Source organism: Rhodococcus sp. Chr-9 (assembly GCF_000801125.1).
Classification (GTDB): Bacteria; Actinomycetota; Actinomycetes; order Mycobacteriales; family Mycobacteriaceae; genus Rhodococcus; species Rhodococcus pyridinivorans.
In genome coordinates this window covers 1-22,784 of the sequence record NZ_JTIZ01000061.1, presented here as the reverse complement: position 1 = coordinate 22,784, position 22,784 = coordinate 1, and the positions used below count along the sequence as shown (strand labels likewise).

Sequence of the window (22,784 nt, the reverse complement as noted above, 5' to 3'; positions counted from 1 at the left end):
TTACCGCACGGTAGCTTCGAGCAGGTGAGCGCGCGGCGAGCGGCGTGATCGTCTCCTCACTGCCCCGCACGCGATAGCGTCGAACACATGTATGCAATCGTCGCCACCGAACCCGGTGGTCCAGAAGTTCTCCGGTGGACCGAGCAGCCCGACCCGGACCTGCCTCCCGGGCACGTACTTCTCGATGTCGCGGCGACCGCGGTCAACCGCGCCGACCTGCTGCAACGGCGCGGCCTCTACCCGCCGCCCCCGGGGGCGAGCGACATCCTGGGCCTCGAATGCTCCGGAGTGATCTCCGAACTCGGCGAGGGTGTGACGGGCTGGAACATCGGCGACAAGGTCTGTGCCCTCCTCACCGGTGGCGGTTACGCCGAGAAGGTCGCGGTCCCTGCCTCCCAGCTGCTGCCCGTCCCGAAGGGCATGGACATCGCGGTCGCCGCGTCGCTTCCCGAGATCGCGTGCACGGTGTGGTCGAACGTCGTGATGACCGCCGGCCTGAAGCGCGGCGACGTCCTGCTCGTCCACGGTGGCGGCGGAGGCATCGGCACACATGCCATCCAGGTGGGCAAGGCGCTCGGCGCGAAGGTGGCGGTGACGGCCTCGGCCGGCAAACTCGACCGCTGCCGCGAACTCGGCGCCGACCTGGCGATCGACTACCGCGAACAGGACTTCGTCTCCGAGGTGCGCACTGCCTTCGGTGGCGCCGACGTGGTGCTCGACAACATGGGTGCGAAGTACCTGTCCCGGAACATCGACGTCCTCGCTCCGGACGGACGGCTCGTCGTCATCGGCATGCAGGGTGGCACGAAGGGTGAACTGCACCTCGGCAAGTTGCTCGCCAAGCGCGGTCACGTCATCGCGACCGGTCTGCGCGGCCGTCCGGACTCGGGGCCGTCGGGCAAGAGCGCGATCATCGACTCCGTGCGCGCCGATCTGTGGCCGCTCATCGAGGAGGCGAAGGTCCATCCCGTCGTGCACGCCGAGCTGCCGATCACCGAGGCGGCACAGGCGCACGAACTGCTCGACAGCCCCGAGACCGTCGGGAAGGTCGTGCTGCGGATCGAACGGAACTAGAGGTTGCGGAGCTCACGGACGAGCTGATCGACCTCGAAGCTCGTGGTGTAGGGGGCGAGGCCGATGCTCACCGCTCCCCCTTCGTCGCTGACGCCGAGGGAGTCGAGGAGCCGGCTCGATCCGCGGGTGCTCGCCACCGTCGCGATGCGGCGGTCGGCAAGATGCGCGGCGACCTTCTCGGCCGGGACCCCGTCGACGGTGAAGCTGAGGGTGGGGACGCGGCTCGACGCGCGGCCGAGCACGATCACGCCGGTGAGACTGTCGAGCTGTCGCATCAGACGGTCGAACAGCACGTCCTGGTAGTTCTGCATCGAGCTGATCGAGATGTCGAGACGCTCGCGGCGCGAGCCGGTGGCGTCGTCGTCCAGTGAGGCCATGAAGTCGATGGACGCGGGGATACCGGCGAGCAGACCGAACTGGTGACCGCCCACCTCGAGGCGTTCGGCGCCGCGCGCGTGCGGGTTCAGCGACATGGCCGGAACCCGTTCGAGATGCGCGGGGTCGGAGAAGACGAGCGCACCGATCTGCGGGCCGCCCCACGAGGCGATGTCGACGGTGATGACGTCGGCGCCGAGATCGTCGATGTCGACGTGGGCGTAGGGGGCAGCGCCCGCGGCGTCGACGACCATGAGCCCACCGACCTCGTGGACGAGATCCGCGACGACCCGCACGTCGGGCGCGGTGCCGACGATCGACGACGCCGCGGTGAGCGCGACGAGCCGGGTGGTGGGCGTGACGAGTTCCTCGTACTGCCAGGTGGGCAGCTCGCACGTCTCGATCTCGACCTCGGCCCAGCGCACCTGCGCGCCGTAGCGGCTCGCGACCCGCAACCAGGGAGCGATGTTCGCCTCGTCGTCGAGCCGTGAGAGCACCATGCCGGTGCCGAGCCCGAGGCGGGAACTGAGTGCTTCGGCGAGCCAGGCGAGCAACACCGCGTGGCTCGGGCCCAGGACGACCCCGTCCGGATCGGCACCCACGAGTTCCGCGACCGCGACGCGCGCCTCCTGGAGGATCGCGGCGCTGCGACGTGACGACAGGTGCCGTCCGGTCGACGACGCGGCCGAGTTGCGGAAGGCAGTGGACACGGTGCGCGACACCACATCGGGGATCTGCATACCGGCCCGTGGATCGAGATGGATCCACCCGTCCCCGAGCGAGGGGATCAACCCCCGGATCCGGGCAACGTCGTAAGCCATGGCAGACACTCTAGGTCCCGATGTCAATGGGACGCGCCGTACCTGCACTCGGCGTTGCCCTCTCGGTAGGCTCGATCGGGGTACCCGGCACTCCGGGTCCCTCGGGTAACCGGGCACCCCCGAGGTGGGAAAGGGAGAATGGAGCCATGACGCATCCGGACAACGACCAGGTTCTCGTGATCGGCCCCGACGGCCGGCCCATCCGTGTCTCCCGCGAGGAGGCGACCCGCGTGGAGGCCGACGGCCGGCCGGAGGAGGAGAAGACCGAGAACGGCGGCGAATCCCTGGCCGACATGGTCGAGCAGCCGGCGAAGGTCATGCGGATCGGCACCATGATCAAACAGCTCCTCGAAGAGGTGAAGGCCGCGCCGCTCGACGACGCCAGCCGCACCCGGCTCAAGGACATCCACCTGTCGTCCATCCGCGAACTCGGTCAGGGCCTCGCCCCCGATCTGCGGGAGGAACTCGAGCGGCTCGCGCTGCCCTTCGGTGAGGACGCGGTGCCCTCCGACGCCGAGCTGCGCATCGCGCAGGCTCAGCTCGTCGGTTGGCTCGAAGGTCTGTTCCACGGCATCCAGACAGCGCTGTTCGCTCAGCAGATGGCGGCTCGTGCCCAGCTCGAGCAGATGCGTCAGGGAGCGCTTCCTCCCGGCGTCGCGCAGGCCGGTCGCGGCCAGAACGATCAATCGTTTCCCGGTCAGACCCACCCCGGAACCGGCCAGTACCTGTAGTCCCACCGGGTACGCCCCGGGACTCGGGTATCGGCGCGACGGGTACGCTCGGGTCCCGTGTCAGCGTCTGGAGCAGCATCGTGAGTCGGGTCAGCATCGAAACGCGCGGCGCGTGCGTCGACTTTCCCATCTTCGACGCCAAGACCCGGTCCTTGAAGAAGGCCTTCCTGGGTAAGGCGGGCGGGGCGATCGGCCGCAACGACTCCGATGTCGTGGTCGTCGAGGCTCTGCGCGACATCACGATGTCGTTGAAGGAAGGCGACCGCGTCGGGCTCGTCGGCCACAACGGTGCCGGCAAGTCGACGCTGCTGCGTCTGCTCTCCGGGATCTACGAGCCCACGCGCGGCCACGCTCGGGTGAAGGGTCGCGTCGCGCCGGTGTTCGACCTCGGCGTCGGCATGGACCCGGAGATCTCCGGCTACGAGAACATCATCATCCGCGGCATGTTCCTCGGGATGAGCCGCAAGCAGATGCTGGCCAAGGTCGACGAGATCGCGGACTTCACCGAGCTCGGCGACTACCTCAACATGCCGCTGCGCACCTACTCGACCGGTATGCGGGTGCGTGTCGCGCTCGGCGTGGTAACCAGCATCGATCCCGAGATCCTGCTGCTCGACGAGGGCATCGGCGCGGTCGACGCGGAGTTCATGAAGAAGGCGCGGGTGCGTCTGCAGGATCTCGTCGCGCGCTCGGGCATCCTCGTGTTCGCCAGCCATTCGAACGAGTTCCTCGCCCAACTGTGCGACCAGGCGATGTGGATCGACCACGGCCAGATCCGCGAGCAGGGCGACATCGAGCACGTGGTGCGCGCCTACGAGGGCGACGAGGCCGGCGATCACGTGCGCACGATCCTCCACGAGCTCGAGCGTGAGCGGATCGCGAAGTCCGCCCCCGACGCCGCGGCCTCGACGGGTTCGAACGGTGGCTGACGAACGGATCATCGGCGTCGTCGTCACACACCGCCGACGCGAACTGCTGGCGGATTCGCTGAAAGTTCTTGCCTCGCAGTCCCGTCCGCTCGACCATCTCGTGGTGGTCGACAACGGCGACGAGGACGCGGTGCGTGAGCTCGTCGACGCGGTGGACCTGCCCACGAGTTATCTCGGCTCGAAGCACAATCTCGGTGGAGCAGGCGGCTTCGCCCTCGGCATCCTGTACGCGCTGTCGCTGGGAGCCGACCGGGTGTGGCTCGCCGACGACGACGGCCGCCCAGAGGGACCGGACGTGCTCGCGACGCTGCTCGACTGCGCGCAACGCAACGGCCTGGCCGAGGTGTCGCCGGTCGTGTGCGACATCGCGCAACCCGACCGCCTCGCCTTCCCGCTGCGTCGCGGTGTGGTGTGGCGGCGGTGGCGGCACGAACTCGGCGACGAGGACCTGTTGCCCGGCATCGCCTCGCTGTTCAACGGTGCGCTCTTCACCGCCGCGGCGATCGACGCGGTGGGTGTGCCCGACCTGCGCCTGTTCGTCCGTGGCGATGAGGTCGAGGTGCACCGGCGTCTCGTCCGCTCGGGACTGCCGTTCGGCACCTGCCTGCAGACGGCCTATCTGCACCCGGACGGTGCCGACGAGTTCAAGCCGATTCTCGGCGGCCGGATGCACACGCAGTATCCGGACAACGACACCAAGCGCTTCTTCACCTACCGCAACCGCGGCTACCTGCTGTCGCAGCCGGGACTGCGCCGGTTGCTGCCCCAGGAATGGGTGCGGTTCGGCTGGTACTTCCTGATCACGCGCCGCGACCCGGCCGGTCTGCGCGAGTGGATCCGGTTGCGCAGACTCGGGCGCGAGGAGAGATTCGAACGCCCCTGACGGTGCCGTCGCTCAGTCGGTGATGACCGTCTGCGCTGCGATCTCCTTGAGTTTCGCGTTCGCCCAGCGCAGTTGGCGCAGGGTCTGCGGATGGCAGCGTTCGGAGAGGGCGAGCAGTTCGCGGTCGCTCAGGGCCTGCGCCGTCTGGGCGAGGATCTCCCAGTCGAGTGAGACACCCGCCGCCCTGCGGTGCACGGTGCGCAGGTCCCGCAGCAGCAGGACACTCGGGGTGTGTCGGCGTCCGAGCATCTCGCTTCCCTTCCGCCGCACCTCAGCGAGCACCTCGTGGACGCCCTGAGGCTCGTCGTCGAGGTCGAGGTCGTAGTCGTGGCCGGCGCGGGCGAGTTCGCGCACATGCTGCTGCGACCAGCCGGCGATGTCACGCGCAACGTGGAAGATCTCGTGGTCGACCTTGTGCCGGTCCGCCGTGCGCAGCAGTTCGGTCGCCAGGTCGTTCTCCGAGCGGTGCAGTTCGCGGATCGCCAGGGAGACCTTGTTCATCGCGGTCCTCCGTCGTCGAGCGTCTCGGTGATCTCGGCGTCCGGCCCACCCGAGGTGGCGGGCACGCTGCCGGAGACCGGTGCCGAGGCGGTGGTGGTCGGTGCCGCGGACGGCCCGCCCTCGGCGACGGCGACCCGTTCGGCGCGCGCGGCGCCCGACTTGAACAGGGGTTGCTTCGACGCCGGGTCCCAGTCGGTGAAGGTCAGTTCGTTGGCCGCGCGCCCCTCGAGCGCCGGTTCGTGGCCCGCCGGGGTGTCCCAGTAGCCGTAGTGGAACGGCAGGAACAGCACCCCGTTCCGGATCCCGCTGATCCGCAACCGCGCGGTGACGTGCCCGCGCGGGGTGTCGATCCGCAGCAGGTCGCCCTCCGACCAGCCGTGCCGCTCGGCGTCGCCCGCCGACATCTCCACCCACACCTCCGGTGCCGCGCGTTGCAGTTGCGGGGCGCGGCCGGTCTTCGTGCGGGTGTGGAAGTGGTAGAGCGTGCGGCCGGTGGTGAGTAGATAGGGATACTCGTCGGAGACCGTCTCGTGCGGGGGAAGATACTCACCCGCCTTGATGATCGCCTTGCCGAAGGGGTTCAGCGCCCGGTACTCGGTGGGTTCGACCGGCGCTCCGGTGACCATGTCCCGTCCGTAGTTCTCGCAGTAGTCCGGTGCGGCCCAGAACTTTCCGCCCTCGTAGAGACGTTCGGTCCCGTCGGGTGCGTCGGCGTTGCACGGCCACTGGATTCCGCTTCCGCCACGTAGTTTTTCGTAGGTGATGCCCGTGTAGTCGCAGGGCCGCCCGGCCGTGCACTCCTTCCACGCCTCGAATGCCTCCTCGGGCGTGGACCACTTCACGAGCGGGTCTCCGTCCTTGTCACGCAGATCGATCCGGCGCGCGTAGTCGACGAAGATGTCGAGATCGGGTCTGGCCTGTCCGGGTGGTTCGACGGCCTTCTCCGACAGGTGCACGGTCCGGTCGGTGTTGGTGAACGTCCCGGTCTTCTCACCCCAGGTCGCAGCGGGCAGGACGACGTCGGCCAGCTGCGCGGTCTCCGACAGGAAGATGTCCTGCACAACGAGGAAAAGCCTGTCCTGGGAGAGGATCTCACGCACCCGGCGCAGTTCCGGCAGGGACACCGCCGGGTTCGTCCCGCTCACGTAGAGGAAGCGGATCGAGCCGTCCTCGACGTACCGCATCATCTGCATGAGGTGGGTGGGCGCGGTGTAGTGCGGGATCCGCATCGGATCGATGTTCCACACCCGGGCGAGGTCCTCGACGTGCGATTCGTTGGCCCAGTTGCGGAAGGCCGGCAGGTCGCCGTCGGCGCCGCATTCGCGGGTGTTCTGCGCGGTGGGCTGCCCATTCATCTGGAGGACTCCGCAACCGGGCCTACCGAGCATGCCGCGCACGAGATGGATGTTGTTCACCTGCACGGCAGCCGCGGTGGCCTGATGGGACTGGTAGAAGCCCTGCAGGACCGTCGAGAGCAGCCGCTCCGCCGTGCCGAGCAGTCGAGCGGTCTCCCGCAGATCCTCGATGGGGACGTCGCAAATCTCGGCGGCCTTCTCGAGGGGATAGTCGTCGAGTTGGGTGCGCAGTTCGTCGAATCCGACGGTGTGGTCCTCGATGTATTTCTCATCGATCCACCCGCGTCGCAGGATCTCGTGCAACAGCCCGTTCATGAGGACGACGTTGGTGCCCGGGCGCGGGGCGAGGTGCACCGTCGCGGCCCGCGCGACCGGCGTCCGCCGCGGATCCACACAGATCACGGCCGGCGGATTCGGTCCGGCGAGCCGATCGAGGACCCGCGTCCATGTCACCGTCTGCGTCTCGGCCATGTTGTGTCCGTAGAGCGCGATGACGTCGGCATGATCGATGTCGGTGTAGGAGCCGGGCTGGCCGTCGCACCCGAAGGACTGTTTGAGGGCGGCAGCCGCCGTCGCTGTGCACAGCCTCGTGTTGCCGTCCATGTGGTTGGTGCCGATGCCACCGTGACCGATGAGCGCGAGGGTGTAGTACTCCTCCAGGAACAGCTGCCCGGTGGTGTAGAAGCCGACCGAACTGGGGCCGCGCTCGTCGAGCAGTTGTTTCGTGCGACCGGCAACGGCATCCATCGCGGTGTCCCAGTCGGTCTCGACGAGTTTGCCGTCGCGGCGGATCAACGGCACGGTGAGCCGGTCCTCCGAGTGGTTCGCCTGCCAGCCGAACAGATCCTTGGGGTCGAGCCGCCCGTGGTTGACCCGGTCGACGGCGCGTCCGCGCACCCCCACCATGCGTCCGTCCTTGACGGCGATGTCGAGGCCGTCGCCGTTGGAATGCAGGATGGTCGCCGACTGCACCCATCTGTCGACATCGTCCTCGGTCAGTCCGTCGGCGAGATAGGTGTCGACGCGGGTGGGCCAGCGTTGCCCGCGTCCGTAGGGTGTGCGCGAACCCCACGGATCCGCGATGCGATCCACGGTGGTCATCTTCCCGGCAGTACCCGGGGTGGGAGTGCTCAAACGTTGCACCCCCACACGACCGGACCTTCAGTTCCTCGCAGCGACGATGATGGCGTGGATGATCCATACCGGCAGCCACGCGCCGCACGTGATCAATGTGAGGACGAGATGCAGGAGATGGGGGCAGTCCGCGCGTTTCACATTATTGACGGTGACCTGCTGGATCGGCGCGAACGGCTGCGGGGGCGGGTACGCAGACTGCGGATGCCCGTGGAACTGCTGATGCGCGTAATTCTGTGGCGGGTACTGCTGTTGCGCGTGCGGATACGGCTGCTGATTCTGCTGCTGTGCATACAGGTTCTGCTGGTGCTCGGCGACTCTCCGTTGCTGTTCTTCGAGCGCGATCTGCTGATGGTGGTCTCGAAGACGCTGAGCTTCGGCCTCGCGCTCCTGCTCTTCCTTCCAGGCGCGAAGACGGTTCAACTCCTCGAGTTCCCCCGGCTCGAGATCCCTCTGGTACTTCGGTTGCGGTTCCCAGTTTCCTGCCGGTCCGGTCATCGGTGGTTCCTCTCCCCTCGCCGGTTCCACGAAACCGGAACGAACGTCAAATAGGTCGAATCGTACAGACAGGAGTCACTACAGCCGAGATCTGACTCTGCCTGTTCCTCAGTCCATCCCATCAGGACACGCGCGCGAAATCTCGGAACACAATCCGGCAGATCCGACCGCGGATGTACGCACTTCGTCCTACACTTTCGCCACCCTCGACCTCGGGAGCCAGTGATGACCCCTCGTGCCACCTCACCGTCGACCCTCTGCGAAGCCTTCCAGACCACCGCCGCGGCGTACCCCGACAAGGTCGCGCTGCGCACCCCCGACGACTCCGTCTCCTACACCTGGCGTCAGTACGCGCAGCGCGTCGAACGCCTCGCCGCCGGACTCGCCGGGCTCGGCGTGAACCGCGGGGACACCGTCGGCCTCATGCTCACCAACCGGCCCGAATTCCACCTTCTCGACACCGCCGCGATCCACCTCGGTGCGGCGCCGTTCTCGATCTACAACTCGCTGACCGCCGAACAGATCTCGTACGTGCTCGGCAACGCCGGCAACCACGTGATGATCGCCGAGGAACAGTTCGTCCCCGTCCTGCGGCAGGCGATCGGCGACACGAAGGTCGAGCACCTGGTGTGCATCGACGGCAAACCGGAAGGCACCATCTCCCTCGACGGCCTCGAGGCCGCCACCGATCCGTCCTTCGACTTCGAGGCCTCGTGGAAGGCCGTGCAACCGCCCGACCTGCTGACCCTCATCTACACCTCGGGCACCACAGGCCCGCCGAAGGGTGTCGAACTCACCCACGCCAACCTGCTCGCCGAACTCGAAGCGACGAGCTCGTATCTGCCCATCGGTCCGGACGACCGGATCCTGTCGTATCTGCCCGACGCGCACATCGCCAACCGCTGGGGCTCGCACTACTCGAGCCTGTACAGCGGCATGCAGATCACCACGCTCGACGACCTCAAGCAGGCCATCACCGTGCTACCGAGCCTGCGGCCGACGCTCTTCGGCGCCGTCCCCCAGGTCTGGTACAAGCTCAAGGCCGCGATCGACAAGACCCTCGCCGAGGAGTCGAGCCCGATCAAGAAGAAGCTCGCACTGTGGGCGATCGACGTCGGACGCAAGCGCGCCCGGCTGCAGTCCGATGGCAAACCGGTCCCCCGGTCCCTCGAGGTGCAGCACGCGGTGGCCGACAGGCTGGTGCTGTCCGCGATCCGCGGCAAGCTCGGTCTCGACCAGGTCCGCGCCGCCGTCACCGGAGCCGCGGCGATCTCGCCGGAGGTCCTCGAGTTCGTTCTCGCCCTCGGCATTCCGTGCTCCGAGGTGTGGGGCATGTCGGAGACCTCGTGTGTGGTCACGATGAATCGGCCGGGTGCCATCCGCATCGGCACCGTCGGGCAGGCCGTGCCGTGTGCGCAGCTCAGGATCGCCGAGGACGGCGAACTGCTCGTCTCGGGTCCGCTGCTGATGAAGGGCTACCGGAACGACCCCGAGAAGACCTCGGATGCAATCGATTCCGACGGTTGGTTGCACACCGGCGACATCGGTGAGATCGACGCGGACGGATACGTGCGGTTGATCGACCGGAAGAAGGAGATCATCGTCAACGCGGCGGGGAAGAACATGTCGCCCGCCAACATCGAAGGCGCCCTGCGTGCCGCTTGCCCGATGCTCGGTGGCGCCGTCGCCATCGGCAACGACCGCCCCTACAACGTCGCACTGCTCGCACTCGACCCCGACGCCCTGGCCGTCTTCGCCGAACAGCACGGTCTCAGCGGCACCCACGAGGAACTCACCCGGCATCGGGTGGTCCTCGAATCGATCGCGAAGTCGGTCGAGGAGGCGAACAGCAAGCTGTCGCGGGTCGAGCAGATCAAGAAGTACACGGTGCTGCCGACGATCTGGGAACCCTCGGGCGACGAGCTGACCCCGACGATGAAGCTCAAGCGCAAGCCCATCGACGCGAAGTACGCGGAGGAGATCGACAAGTTGTACGCGGGAGCCTGATCCGTCACCGCGCCGACCGGTTCGCAGGACCGTTGATCGCGCCCTACCTCGACGAATCGCTGAGCGAGACGGTGTAGTCGCCGACGATCTGCTCAGCGATCTCACGCACCTTGACGTTGCGGTGCTGGGAGAAGGCGACGAGTTTGTCGAAGGCCGCGTCGGCATCGCACTTGAACGTGGCCATCATCAATCCGACGGCCTTGCTCAGCGTCGAACGGGTCTCCAACGCCGTCTTCAACTGGTCGGATTCACGTTCCCGCGCGACGAGCATCTGCTCACGCAGCCACGACAATTCGAGGTTCACGCGAACGCGGGCGACGAGTTCATCGGGGTGGAACGGTTTGGTGATGTAGTCGTCGGCGCCGGTGCGCAGACCGCCGATCGTGGCCTCCGCGCCGGCACGTGCCGTCAGGAGGATGACCGGCAGACGGGAGGTCGCCGGGTCGCGGCGGATCTCCTCGAGCAGCTCCACCCCGTCCCGCCCGGGGAGCATGATATCGCTCAGCACGAGATGCGGCGGTCGCGATCGGATTCGCTCGAGTGCGGTATCGCTGTCCTCCACCGCATCCACGTGCCAACTCTGGCGACGCAACAATTGCGTCAGATAGTCACGCATGTCCGCGTTGTCCTCGATCACGAGGATCCGCGGTAACGAATCCACATCCTCTCCCTGCGCGAATGATTCGTCCTCGTCGAGAGTGACCCTGTCCCACTGTTGCGCTTCGCCGACGTACATGGCGCCCAGATCCCCCGGAACGGTTCCGGCCGGAGACTCCGACGTCGGGTCGAGGACGCGGGGAACGGACACGGTGAAGGTGCTGCCGCGTCCGAGTTCACTGGACACGGTTACCTCTCCCCCGAGCGCGTGGACCCAGTCCGAGACGAGGGACAGACCCAGCCCGATCCCTTCCCGGCTGCGTCCGCCGGCGCTCTCGACGCGATGGAACCGTTCGAAGACGCGGGCGAGTTCCGACTCCGGAATGCCGAGACCCGTATCGGCGACCTTCAGGACCAGTCGATCGCCCTCGACGTCCAGATCCACCTCGACCGACCCCGAAGGGGTGTACTTGATCGCGTTCGAGAGCAGGTTCAGCACGATGTGGGCCCACGTCTGGGGATCGAGCCGGGTTTGCTCGGCCGCCGCGTCGGCGATCCGGCTGCGCAGGTCCAGGCCCGCGCGGTGCGCCACGTCGGCGAACAGGTCCACACATTCGGCTGTGAGCGCCGCCGGATCGGTCGGTTCCAGGGACTTCCTCGACGGGTCGGTCTCGGCACGCGTCGCTTCGAGCAGTGCGTCGACAAGTCGCCGCAATCGGATCGCGGCGCGCTGGGAGGCCTCCAGCGATTGCCGCTGCGCCTCCGTCAAGGTCGTGGCCTCGTCGAGCACACTCTGCAACGGGCCGAGGAGCAGCGTGAGCGGCGTGCGGAACTCGTGGCTGATCGATTCGAAGAACCGCGTCTTGGCGGCGTCCAGCGCCGCGAACGCATCGGCCCGGCGACGCTCGGCATCCATCGCTGACGCATCGCGCAGCAGCCCCGAAATCTTCGTGACCACGAGGTCGACGAAGGTCGAGTACGCGGCGTCGAACACCCGGTACGGACTCAGTCCGACGGCGAGGACACCGAGCGGGAAGTCGTGTCCCGGCGCCGTCAACGGCACGAGGAGGAGGGTGCCGATCGGATGGTCGCCGAGGGCCCGCTGCGGGTCGAGCAGATCCGGGGAACGCTCGGCGACGCCGGAGACGACGAAGGGTTCGGAGGCCCTGGCGGCCTTCGACAGCAGCTGGTCCTCATCCGGTCCGAGCAGGGCACCCGAGAAGCCGGGCTTCGTCCCCATTACGGCGAGCTGCTTCCAGTTCGGTTGCGGATCATCGGGATCCACCACCCGACTGTCGAGGAACAGCGCGGCCAGGGGAATGTCCTGATGGCTCGGAGCGAGCGCGTCCAGCGCGTTCCGGCACGTGTCGATCACCGACAGGCCCGAATCGGTGATCGCCACCGTACCCAGGCGGCTCAGAGCCTCCAGACGACGCTCACCGAGTACCCGTGAGGTGACGTCGGTGGTCGCGACGAAGACCCCCGCGACCTTGCCGGACTCGTCGCGGATCGGGCTGTAGGAGAAGGTCCAGTAGGTTTCTTCCTCGTAACCGTGGCGCTGCATGAACAGCAGTTCTTCCTCGGCGAAGGTGGCGGTGCCCGCCATCGCCCGTTCGACGCGCGCGCCCACCTCGTCCCACACCTCGTGCCAGCACTCGGGTGCCGGCTGGGCGACCGCCGCGGGGTACTTGTCGCCGAGGAGGGGGATGATCGCGTCGTTGAAGATCTGCACCAGCTGCGGCCCCCACCACAGGAGCATCGGCACCTCGGACGGCAATACCGTCCGCACTGCCATGCGCAGTTCCGCCGGCCAGGACTCCACCGGCCCCAGAGGGGTGGCCGACCAGTCGGTCTTCCGAAACCGTTCCAGGCATTCTCCCGGCCCCTCGAACAGGCGTTCCGCCGACCACGCCTCTCCCGACTCGGCTGTCGCCCTCATGCCCCGTCACTCCCATCTCCGGTACTTCTCGCCGCCATTCTCCCCCGATACCGCGTAGAAAGACGCCACAAGGAGGACATACGTCCTCCTTCCCCCGGTGTGCGCCCTGGTCTCATCCACCGTGGTCGCCGACAATGGGTTCGACCCGCTGACACGATCGAGCAGGGAGGCCCGGGATGAAACTCGCAGAACTCATGAGCATCGCCAGGGACACGGTGACCGTCGAACGAGTGTTCTCGACACCCTTCGAGAAGGACGGGGTCACGGTGATCACCGCCGCGACGATCACCGGCGGCGTGGGCGGAGGCGGTGGTTCGTCCGCGGACGGCGAGAACGGCGAGGGCGGCGGCTTCGGTGTCGGGGCGCGACCGGCCGGCGCCTATGTCGTCAGGGACGGGAAGGTGTCGTGGCGACCGGCCGTCGATGTGAACCGGTTGGTGCGGTCGGTCGCCGGTGTGGTGATCACCTTCCTGATCGCGCGCGCTGTCGTCGAACGCGGGCGGGCCGGCCGACGCCGGTGATCGGCTACGTCGGGCACGCCCCGGCGTAGCGATCCAGACCCAGGCCGTTGTTCCGCTTCTTGCTGCGACCGGTCGGGCCGCCCTTCGGGGAGCGCACCCAGTTGCCGGACGAGTCGAGTCCGGGCATGCGTTCGCTCCCGAACCTGCTGTACCGGGTCTCGCCGTCGACAGTCAGCACACCGTCCTGCACGTCGATGTGGGCGACGGTCGCCCAGTACGAGTTCTTCCCGTTGCCGACGTACACGAGGATCTCGTCGGCGTCGGGCCCGGGCAGACCGTCGTGCCCGGCACGACCGTATCGGATTGCCACACGCGGCTTTCCGAACTTGTCGATCGCGCCCGCGCCGTTGTCGATGCTCTGGTAGATGTTGACGAGAAGATCGCCGTTCTCGTTCGGCAGTACCCGAACCTGTTCGACCGCAGGCCTCTTCCCGTTGCCCGGACCCTTGCTGTCGCCGTAGTGGTGGATATGCGGCCACGTGTCGAGACTTCCGCGATGACCGGGATCTCCACTGACGACGATGTAGTCGTTCGTGTGTTCGTTGCGGCAGTAGAAGTAGACGTCGAGATCTCCGGTGCCGTACTTCTTCACGTTGCCGTTCCGGTCGTATGTCGCGCCGCGACCGTCCCATTCGAGTCCGACGGTGAGCACCCAGTTCGGATCGCCCTGTGACTTGCGCAGGTCGATCCGGGCGGTCTGCGTGGGCGAATCCTTCGTGAGCGAGATCCGCACCTTCTCGAACGAGATCGGGCTCGCGGCAGGAGGCACCTTCGGAGCGGAAACGGCCGGTTCGGATTCGTCGTCCGCATCGTCGACGACGATCCCGTGATCGGTCGCGAATGCCGCGAGTCCGTCCTGGTAACCCTGGCCTACCGCGTCGAGGCGCCACCCACCTCCACGCCGGTACAGCGCGACCACCTGCAGGACGGTTTCGGTGGCCAGCCCGGGCGGCAAGAACTCCAGCACCTGGCCCGGCCCACGGATCTCGACGCGCACACCCGGAACGTCACCGAAGGTGCGTCCCTGCGCTTCGGTGCTCGCGGCGACGAGCACCCGCTGCACATCCGACGGCACCGCGGACAGATCGACCGTGACGGAGGTGTCGGAGGTGAGGTGGACACCCGGCGCCTTCGGATTGTTGAAGAACACGAAGTCGTCGTCGTTGCGCACGCGGCCGTCGTCGGCGAGGAGGACGGCCATCAGGTCGACAGCTCCGTCCACTGCGGCGCCGAGCGTCACCTCGTATCGAAGATCGGTGAGATCGGTCTTCGACCCCTTCGCCACCTCGGCCATACGGTCCTCCTGTCCGTGCGGGCGTCCACGAGGAGTTTTCCTCGTTCGCTCGTCCACCATCGCATCCCTTACATTCGAGACAGTCGGCAACAGGAGTCCCGCGGATGCGACAGGGACAGTGGTGGTCGCGCGGCCGTTCGGGATACCCAGCCGTGGTGGGTGGTCCCGGCAACCGCGCCGGTGGGATCGCGGGTTCTATGCGCTCCGTACGTCCGCCGAGTCGTTGACCGCGCGGATGGTCTGGACGAGCCGCAGAGCCTGCTCGGGTTCGAAGACCTGATCCGGCCCCTGCGGCGCGTAGTCGGTGAACGGCGCCTCGTACAGCAGACCCGGATCCATGGCACCGTGCTTCGTGAGGTGCGCGACGATCAGGTTGACGAAGTCGATCTGGCTGGCCGTGGCCGTCCGGCCTTCCAGGAAGTCGACGAAGGCCTGTTGCACGGCTTGCTTGTCGAGTCCCACCAGCGACCGCACGAACCGTCCGAGGCCTTTCGCGTTCTCCACCGCACGTTCGAAGTCTTCGCGCTCCCCGGCGCCGCTGCGGACGAGGAGTTCCTCGAGGGACGTCAGGTCCGCTTCGGTGAGGGGCTTGCCCGATCGGAGTTTCTGCAAAGCCAGATTGTCGGGCTGGTAGCGAAGGTAGTCGCGCACCTTGGCGTTGAACCGGTCGGTGTCGGTCCCCGATCGCAGCTCGGGCATGGCGCGCTCGACGACCTCACCGAGCGTGTCCTGGAAGTCGGTGTAGACGATCGTGCGCTTCTTCTTCTCCAGGAGACCGACGAGCGACCGCAGCTCCTTACGGGCGTGTTCGAGCATCGGAGGCGTGATGTCCTGCCACCATTCGTCGGACGCCACTTCGCGGAGCAGCGTCTCCTTGGCAGCGACCTTCGGGATGGACAGCTGTTCGAGCAATCCGTCGGCGATCTCACGGATGGGCGTCTCGTACTTCGGCAGCGCACCGTCGCCGTAGAGCACCGACAGTTGCCCTCGCAGGATGACGAGGTCGAACCGCTTGGCCATCTCGTCGCTGTCATGAACTGCGGTGGGGAGATCGGCCAGCGACTCGACGATCTCTGCGGCCTTCTGTTCGTTCAGCGAATCCCACGCGCTGCGATCCGAGTACTTCTCGACCTCGCGGCGGCGCGGGCGCACCAGGAAGTTCTCGGTGTTCATTCCCAGGACCGTGCGGTGGAGTCGGTCGGCCGTCTCGGTCCGCAGAGCCGGATGGTCCGCGGTCTTGTCCAACGCGACGAGCAGGTCCGTTCTCGCCTCGAACAACCGAGCCGACAGGGAGCGCGTCATCGTTCCTTCCGCCGCGTCGGGGCGCTGCTCGAAGAACTCGAAGTTGCCGCACAGGTCGAAGATGAAGAAGTCTTCCTTGTCCTGCCCCGGGCCGTAGAGGTCCGGGCACAGCCGGGTGCCACGTCCGACCATCTGCCAGAACTTCGACTTCGACCGAACCGGCTTGAAGAACACCAGGTTCACGACCTCGGGCACATCGATACCGGTATCGAGCATGTCGACGGAGATCGCGATGTGAGGCTCTCGATCGCGTTGCGAGAACTGGTCGATCAGGTCCTGCCCGTGCGAGACGGAGTGCGTGATGACTCGCGCGAAACTGCCCTTGTACTGAGGATAGTTGTGGTCGAAACGGTCGGCGATGAACTGCGCGTGCCGTTGGTTCTTGGCGAAGACGATCGTCTTGCCGAGACGGTCACCGCCGGCCACCTTGTGCCCGCGGGTCATCAGAACCTCGAGTGCCTTGTCGACGGTGTCGGTGTTGAACAGCCACTTGTTGACGGCTTCGGCAGCCACGATGTCGGGCAGTTCGTCCTCGTCCGCGTCGTCACCCCAGTCGGTCGACTCCCACCGCTTGCGTTCCTCCTCGGAAAGGTCGTCGTATTTGATGCCCTTGACGGGGAAGGCCAACGGGACGGTCACTGCACGCGGAGGAACCAGGAAACCATCGGCGATGGCGTCGTCCAGCTCGTAGTTCCCTGTGGGAACGCCGGTTTCGAGGTTGAACAACTTGTAGGTGTTGTAGTCGACCTCGTCCTTGGGGGTGGCGGTGAGCCCGAGAAGCAGCGAATCGAAGTACTCGAAGATGCGGCGGTACTTCTGGTACACCGAGCGGTGCGCTTCGTCGATGACGACGAGGTCGAAGTGGCCCGGACCGAAGCGTCGCTTGCCGTCCTCCATCTCGTTGATCAGGCCCATCATCGTGGGATAGGTCGCGACGTAGACACGACCGTCGATGTTCCTGTCGGTGAGCAGGTTAACGGGCGCCGAGTCGGGCAGGTGGGTCTTGAATGCGTTCGCAGCCTGCTTGACGAGAGCGACGCGGTCGGCGAGGAACAGCACCCGTTTGGCCCAGTTGGCGCGCATGAGCATGTCGGTGAGCGCGATGACCGTACGTGTCTTGCCCGAGCCGGTCGCCATGACGAGCAACGCCGCCCGTTCGCGATCGTTCTCGAAGTGTTCGGTGACCCGACGGATCGCTTCTTCCTGGTAACGACGACCGGCGATGTGCTGGGGAATCTCGATGGAGGCGAGCGGTTTCCGGGTGCGGCGCCGCTGCATCTCGAGCGTCAGCTCGTCGCGCGTGTGGAAGCCTTCGATCGGCCGCGGCGGATAGTGCAGGTCGTCCCAGATGTAGGTGTCGAAACCGTTGGTGTAGTAGATGACCGGACGCTGTCCGTACTGCGCTTCGAGCCGGTCGGCATACAGCTTCGCCTGGTGCTGGCCCGCTACAGCGTCCTTCGAGGTGCGCTTGGCCTCGACGACGGCCAGAGGCAGTCCGTCCGCGCTCCACAGCACGTAGTCGACGAAGCCGTTCTTGTCGTCGGGCATGCCGGTGACGGGCACTTCCTTGCCCACCCCGTCGTCCGACCATCCGGCCTCGGCCAACAGGAGGTCGATGATGTCGCGGCGGGTCTGTGCTTCGTCGTAGTCGTGCGTATCGGGAAGGGCGCGTGCGGCGGCCTGCGCTTCGGCGACCTGCCGTTTGAGCTGCGCGACGAGTTCCTCGAGATTCTTGGCGGCGAGATCCTGCGCTTCGATCTCGGCGTTGCGGCCTTCGAGTTGCTCTATCAGCAGACGGCGCTGCTCCTCGGCATCCTCGAGCTGCTGATCCTTCTCGGCGAGTAGACCTTCGAGTTTCCCGAGCTGAGCCAGCGACTTCGCCACCACTGCCCCACCGCCGGGCTTGGGGAGGCGGGCGGAGTCGAACTGCGCCGTGGGAGCCGGCCTACTCGTGGGCTGGGTCGCATACGTGCGCGCAAGCCACGACAGGATGTGGAAGAGTTCGGCGAGCACCCGCCGGCCGATCTCCTGGGAGACCGGTCTCGCCTCATGAACCGCGTGGTTCCCGTGCTCCCGGATGAGATGCATCTTGGGGAGCAGCTGAGGAGGCACCACGGCTTTGAAGGCGGGTTCATGGAGGCGGGCAGCGAGGTCGCTCCTGTAGGGAACCTGAATGCCTTCGACCCCGAAGAGCCACTTGACGACGTGCTCGACGGTGCGGCGCGCGTAGAAGCACGTGGTGCGGGGGTCGAACAGGGCGTCGCGCTCGGCCTTCTTGGCCTCGGCATGCAGCTGCGGCCACTCGGCCTGAAGGAAGTCGAAGTTCCCCACCATGCCCTCTTGTCCTCCTCGCGCTCGGGTCGTGCTTGTTCGACCCATCGTGCCTGTATCGGTGTCGAGCCGCGTGACGCTACAGGGTGGATCCGACAATCCCCCGACCAAACCTTGAATGCATCGTGGTTACTTCAAAGTTTGACCTACTGAACTTCGATGACTCGCGACACTGTTCAAGGGAGCCGATATGCACGACGTTTGCTCGTGGGCGGCGCTGTAGGCACCACTTCGCCCTTCTCTACGAGTCTCCGGAGCACCGGACGCAAAGATCCCGCAGTGCGTCCGGTCGCAGTCGCAAGCTGGTGAACCGTCCATGCTCCGCCTTCGGCCAACGTCGCAATAACGGCCAAGTCGCCCGCCGAGTAGCGACCGGCCGCCGAAGATGCTTGCACGAGAAAGTATCTCTCAGCAGCCTGAGTCGCGAGCTGCCGCTCGACCAGATTGTGGAGGGCCTGCTCCGCGACACTGGAATCTACGGCCAAGTGCTGCCTCAGTTCATTAGTAGTCAGCGATTCCGCTTGGTGGAGCAGCGCGAGCGCAAACTCCTGCTCTCGACTGAGTCCGCTTACACCGAGCGAATCGAGCCAATGCCTCATGTCAGGATTGAGGATCCCGAATCTGTCGAGCGTAGCCGTGAATTGAGCGGGGATGCTCCTGAATCGAGGTGCAGGAAGGCCATTGCTCGTCATTTCACCCCACATGCGAGGAATCCCTGAGCCCGCGTTCTCACAGACCGTTTCATTTCGATCCCGAAATGGGACGTCGGTCAGCAATCGCGCCAGCACCTCGTTCCGCGAGTAGGACCCCCCCTCATAGATGCGCTCGATGCCGCGTCCACCCCACAAACCTCCGGGACTATGGACTTCAAGCCTGTCCGGATACAGTTCGACCCGCACTTGAACACCAAGCGCTCGAGCACTGTAGTCGCGGTGCGTGACAGCGTTGACTATCGCCTCGCGGATGGCATCGGCCGGAATTTCCATTACATCCTCGGCGCCGGCACCGCGTGAAACCCGTCGAACTTGTAGGTTTCGTTGCACCACCGAGACCGCGTCGTCGACCATGTCGGGTAGCGGTCCTTCGAGCACGGCGCGGTCTCGCATCCGCTCCGACCCGACGATCACGGATTTGTCGGTTCCTGGATAGTAAGCAAAGCTGATCATGAGCTGAGGAAAGAATTGCTGAGGATAATTCCCTAGTGCAAGTAGCCCCGCGAGCGTCGGTGTCTTTGTAGCTCGGTCGAGGACCCCAATCCGTTCGAGAATTGTTTCCTCATCAGAAGTACCAGCGAGCGCACGTGGTCGCACCGTGCGGATTCGATCGATCGTGCGCGCAATCTGTCGCGGGTCCAAGTCTTCGATACTTGCGTCCTCAACCGGATTTCGATCTGCCCTACTCGGCACAGTAAGCGCGGACATCAGAAAGACCTCGTATGTATCCATACGGTGGTCGCCGTCACTTAGGCGCGTGTAACTTCCCCGCTCTTTTCCTTGCTCGAGCACAAAGCATGGTTTTTCACCTGCTGGCAACTCCTCGACTTCGAGTACCACTACCGTTGCGTCCTCGAACTCAACTTCGTCGATTGTCACCATCGGCCGAGGCGAAAGAGGACCAGGGACCTCTCTAGGACCACGAGGTCGCACCGCGTCCTTCACTTCGTCGGAAATTCGTGCTGAGTCGAAGCCGGGAACCGGCGTGAACCCCTCGCGCTCGTCGAGGCCCAAGAGGATCAGGCCTCCGTTGGTGTTGCTGAAGGCGCTGATAGTCGGCCAGAGACTCTTTCCCACCCTGTCGGCTACGGACTTGACTTCAACCTGTGCGGTGTCGCGGCCGCGTCTACGAAGTTGGGTAACTATCGTGCCCAGCTCGTCCCGGTCCATCAACACTCCTCAGTGACTGGATCAATCATGCAGTGATGACCTCACTCTATACACTGATGGCGTCACTAAATGTAGTGATGCGCATGCCGAGGGAAATCTGGGACGCGGGTTCGAAAACAGTTTCGAGTTGACCTCGGATGCAGCCCATGCGATCATCCCTCCACCGACCTGAATACAGGTCGACCCCGGAAGGTGCTACCAACACCACTCCGGGGTCTGGGCACAAGACAGAAGAGAGCTGTCATGCACCGTAGGGTGGATTCTATCCACACGCCTTCCAGAGGCGAGCACCAGCAATCAGCCGCGAGCGCGCTGGTCCGCGCCGGCCGATTCTTCACCTGGCCACCAGGTTCATCACCGACGCTCTGACTGTTTCGCCCTCCGACCGTGATGGTCGGAGGGCTCGAGCCGTTTCTCTGCTTCGACGTGCACGAGGGCCGTTCCGGTATCCGAGGCACATCGACACATTCGTCGCTCGCCTCCCACAGTCCGACGTCAGCGCTCGACGCTGCGAACCGGGGTGCCATTCCTCGCGTTCGAAACCGACTGGGCACCAGTATCCTTCGTCTCCGCAGCTGGTGGTGGAGCACCCGATCGTGAAGGTCGACACGAACGACCGGGTCCAGTACAAGCCACACGTCCTCTGCGACGTGGGGCCAGAAGTGCTGGCCGAGACGGTCTACCGGGGCATGGCGACCGGGCAGCCTTGGGGAAGGGGACGACAGGCTCAGGGACCCGTAGGGTCTCCGATCGGTTGGCGCAGCCGCCCGAAGGGCGCCCGCTTCTTTTGCCACATCTCAGGCCGCAGCGTTTCGTTCAATCTCGTCGAGCACGGCAACAGCGAACCACCGGTTGTGGTACTGCTCGTACGGCCCCCGCCCCTTCATCACCAGCTTCTCGGCCAACCGGCGAATCGGAAGTCCAGTGCCGATGAGTGCGTCGAGTTCATCGGCAGCAGCTTCGTCCGCGATATGAGCAACCAATCGGATCGCGTCCCCGTCGGCCGATGCGAGTCGACTGGGCACCAGCTCGACCGCCGCCGCAGACTGCGCCAACGCCTCGATCGACGTGCCGGTTTCCTCTTCGAGCGCCGAGCGGGACACATACAGCGACATGAATCCCGCTGTGAGGTCGGCGCCCCCAGCGTCGGCCCGCTCAACGAACAGCACTTCCATCGGGCCGATGTTGAGGGTGAACAGCCGCGCGTCGCGGTTGGTGGATGGCAGGCAATTCAGCGTCCACCGCTCGACCTCTTCGGACGCCGGATCAGAGAAAGCGCATTCGAGGTAGGCCGAGATCAACCCGATGGACCCCGCGAACATCTCTTCGTCGCGTTCGAGCCTTCGGAAGTTCTCTTCCGAGGCCGACGGGATCAAAGGAATTGTCTCCCTTGCTATTCGAAGTAGTCCTCGTCCACTGTGACGACAGTGAATGTTCGGACGTTCTGTACACCGATGCCGTATTTGATCATCAGTTGCACGAGGCGTTGCCCGTCGATGAGCACGATGCGAGTGTTCCCGGCGGAGGCGGAGATACTCTTTGCAAACTCGAGCGCGCCCTGCGAGAAGGAACTTGTGGTGATGAAGATGCCGCGGTTCGCACCAACACCTTGTAGAGCGCCAACGAATCCCTGTACGTCGGGCCGCCGTACGACGTTGCCTTGACCGTATCGCTTGGCTTGGACGTAGACACGGTCGAGACCGAGTGCATCTTGGTCGATGACGCCGTCAACACCGCCATCGCCGCTACCACCGATTCGCTGCGCAAGTTTCTCCGTGCCTCCATAGCCCATCTTGACGAGGAGGTCGAGGACGGAGTGTTCGAGAAACTCGGGTGCTTGTGCGCGGAGTCGCTTGATGAGTTCGACGCCGACATCAGCGTGCAATCGTCGTTCGCCGGCTTCCATCTGTTCAACAGGATCGAGGTCGGATTCGGCGACCTCCGCCGAGGCGACCAAGGACGCCGAGGTTCTCGTCTGCGATTCGTAGGCCTGATATGCAGGGAGCGCCCGCAGTCCCTTCTCCGTGAAGCCGTTCGGATATTGCTCGATGAGCGCACGACCGACATCGGTGATCCGAAAATGCGCCCTCTCCGGCTTCGAAACCGCTTCGGCGCGGACGAGCGCAGACGTTGCCCATCCCATGCGGTTGTTCGCCCGCGATTGTCCGCTCGGAAGCTGTTCTGCAAGCTGTGTTTCAGTCAACTGCATGCACTCGAATACCGCAGCACGCAGCGGACGGCGAGCCCAGACTGCGCCGTCGGAAAGCACCTTGAGCACGGGCAACATGAACTGCTGCCAGACAGGGACGGTAATTGGCTGCGGAAGGGTCACAGCTCGCCTCGAAAAGCGCGGGATTGCAGCGAGTCGAACAACAATCTCATTCGGTGATGACTTTCAATATGGCGACGTCGTTGATCCAAAATTCGGCGCCGATGTTCCGCATAAACCTGCTGCAATTCATGACCGGGGACAGGAAGTCTAATGGCCGCGAGCGCAGACTGGTTAATCTTGAAAGTTCCATTCGTGGTCCGAGCCGACTTTTCGATCTGACCTCGAACTAATGGGGCTCTTCGCACTTGGTAGGGGCGGGTGTCGATCGACCCCGTTG

At 65.4% G+C, this 22,784-nt stretch carries 16 protein-coding genes; 6 read left to right on the top strand and 10 right to left on the bottom strand.

All coding sequences use genetic code 11. The features are described from left to right. Positions 1-87: 87 nt before the first annotated feature. Entirely contained in the window at positions 88-1,074 is a 987-nt protein-coding gene (locus tag QR64_RS07195) for an NAD(P)H-quinone oxidoreductase (RefSeq protein WP_006553482.1), read from the top strand. On the opposite strand, the gene QR64_RS07190 is transcribed toward QR64_RS07195, so the two are convergent. Next, the gene (locus tag QR64_RS07190; protein WP_006553481.1) at positions 1,071-2,270 is read right to left on the bottom strand and encodes a cysteine desulfurase-like protein; all 1,200 of its coding nucleotides are present in this window, start codon (positions 2,268-2,270) and stop codon (positions 1,071-1,073) included. The genes QR64_RS07195 and QR64_RS07190 overlap by 4 nt on opposite strands. Positions 2,271-2,416: 146 nt before the next feature. Between QR64_RS07190 and QR64_RS07185 the strand changes: the two genes are divergently transcribed. The 3 genes from QR64_RS07185 to QR64_RS07175 all read left to right on the top strand — a co-directional run bounded on the left by QR64_RS07185 (position 2,417) and on the right by QR64_RS07175 (position 4,813). Continuing rightward, the gene (locus QR64_RS07185) at positions 2,417-3,001 is read left to right on the top strand and encodes a bacterial proteasome activator family protein (RefSeq protein ID WP_039584708.1); all 585 of its coding nucleotides are present in this window, start codon (positions 2,417-2,419) and stop codon (positions 2,999-3,001) included. 77 nt (positions 3,002-3,078) lie between these two features. Further along, complete coding sequence (locus QR64_RS07180; protein WP_085989319.1) at positions 3,079-3,930, top strand: ABC transporter ATP-binding protein; 852 nt, start codon at positions 3,079-3,081, stop codon at positions 3,928-3,930. After that, the gene (locus QR64_RS07175) at positions 3,923-4,813 is read left to right on the top strand and encodes a glycosyltransferase (RefSeq protein WP_016692663.1); all 891 of its coding nucleotides are present in this window, start codon (positions 3,923-3,925) and stop codon (positions 4,811-4,813) included. The genes QR64_RS07180 and QR64_RS07175 overlap by 8 nt, the downstream gene beginning before the upstream one ends. A 12-nt stretch (positions 4,814-4,825) precedes the next feature. On the opposite strand, the gene QR64_RS07170 is transcribed toward QR64_RS07175, so the two are convergent. From QR64_RS07170 to QR64_RS27635, 3 genes are read right to left on the bottom strand one after another with little or no spacing between them, the layout of a single operon-like run. Further along, positions 4,826-5,314: a hypothetical protein gene (locus tag QR64_RS07170; protein ID WP_039584705.1), complete on the bottom strand. Its 489-nt coding sequence runs from the start codon at positions 5,312-5,314 to the stop codon at positions 4,826-4,828. After that, complete coding sequence (locus QR64_RS07165) at positions 5,311-7,770, bottom strand: molybdopterin oxidoreductase family protein (protein ID WP_039584704.1); 2,460 nt, start codon at positions 7,768-7,770, stop codon at positions 5,311-5,313. The genes QR64_RS07170 and QR64_RS07165 overlap by 4 nt, the downstream gene beginning before the upstream one ends. 60 nt (positions 7,771-7,830) lie before the next feature. Then, positions 7,831-8,301: a hypothetical protein gene (locus tag QR64_RS27635; RefSeq protein ID WP_138841334.1), complete on the bottom strand. Its 471-nt coding sequence runs from the start codon at positions 8,299-8,301 to the stop codon at positions 7,831-7,833. A gap of 225 nt (positions 8,302-8,526) precedes the next feature. Here QR64_RS27635 and QR64_RS07155 point away from each other — a divergent pair, with 225 nt between their 5' ends. Then, on the top strand, positions 8,527-10,308 hold the full coding sequence (locus QR64_RS07155) for an AMP-dependent synthetase/ligase (protein WP_006553474.1): 1,782 nt from the start codon (positions 8,527-8,529) through the stop codon (positions 10,306-10,308). Positions 10,309-10,351: 43 nt separating this feature from the next. Here the strand turns inward: QR64_RS07155 and QR64_RS07150 are convergent, their stop codons facing one another. Further along, positions 10,352-12,844, bottom strand: a complete 2,493-nt coding sequence (locus QR64_RS07150; protein ID WP_039584701.1) for a response regulator — start codon at positions 12,842-12,844, stop codon at positions 10,352-10,354. A 176-nt stretch (positions 12,845-13,020) separates the two neighbouring features. On the opposite strand from QR64_RS07150, the gene QR64_RS07145 reads away from it, so the two are divergent. After that, on the top strand, positions 13,021-13,365 hold the full coding sequence (locus QR64_RS07145; protein ID WP_039584700.1) for a spore germination protein GerW family protein: 345 nt from the start codon (positions 13,021-13,023) through the stop codon (positions 13,363-13,365). 4 nt (positions 13,366-13,369) lie between these two features. On the opposite strand, the gene QR64_RS07140 is transcribed toward QR64_RS07145, so the two are convergent. The 5 genes from QR64_RS07140 to QR64_RS07125 all read right to left on the bottom strand — a co-directional run bounded on the left by QR64_RS07140 (position 13,370) and on the right by QR64_RS07125 (position 22,507). Then, positions 13,370-14,659 carry a TerD family protein gene (locus QR64_RS07140; protein ID WP_039584699.1) on the bottom strand — a complete coding sequence of 430 codons (1,290 nt, stop codon included), beginning with the start codon at positions 14,657-14,659 and terminating at the stop codon, positions 13,370-13,372. 195 nt (positions 14,660-14,854) lie between these two features. Next, entirely contained in the window at positions 14,855-18,295 is a 3,441-nt protein-coding gene (locus tag QR64_RS07135; RefSeq protein WP_039584698.1) for a DEAD/DEAH box helicase family protein, read from the bottom strand. Positions 18,296-18,468: 173 nt separating this feature from the next. Then, positions 18,469-20,175, bottom strand: a complete 1,707-nt coding sequence (locus QR64_RS25680; protein WP_084222301.1) for an ATP-binding protein — start codon at positions 20,173-20,175, stop codon at positions 18,469-18,471. 797 nt (positions 20,176-20,972) lie between these two features. Beyond that, complete coding sequence (locus QR64_RS07130; RefSeq protein WP_052227229.1) at positions 20,973-21,551, bottom strand: hypothetical protein; 579 nt, start codon at positions 21,549-21,551, stop codon at positions 20,973-20,975. A gap of 17 nt (positions 21,552-21,568) precedes the next feature. Further along, on the bottom strand, positions 21,569-22,507 hold the full coding sequence (locus QR64_RS07125; protein WP_318025566.1) for a restriction endonuclease: 939 nt from the start codon (positions 22,505-22,507) through the stop codon (positions 21,569-21,571). Positions 22,508-22,784 lie beyond the last annotated feature (277 nt).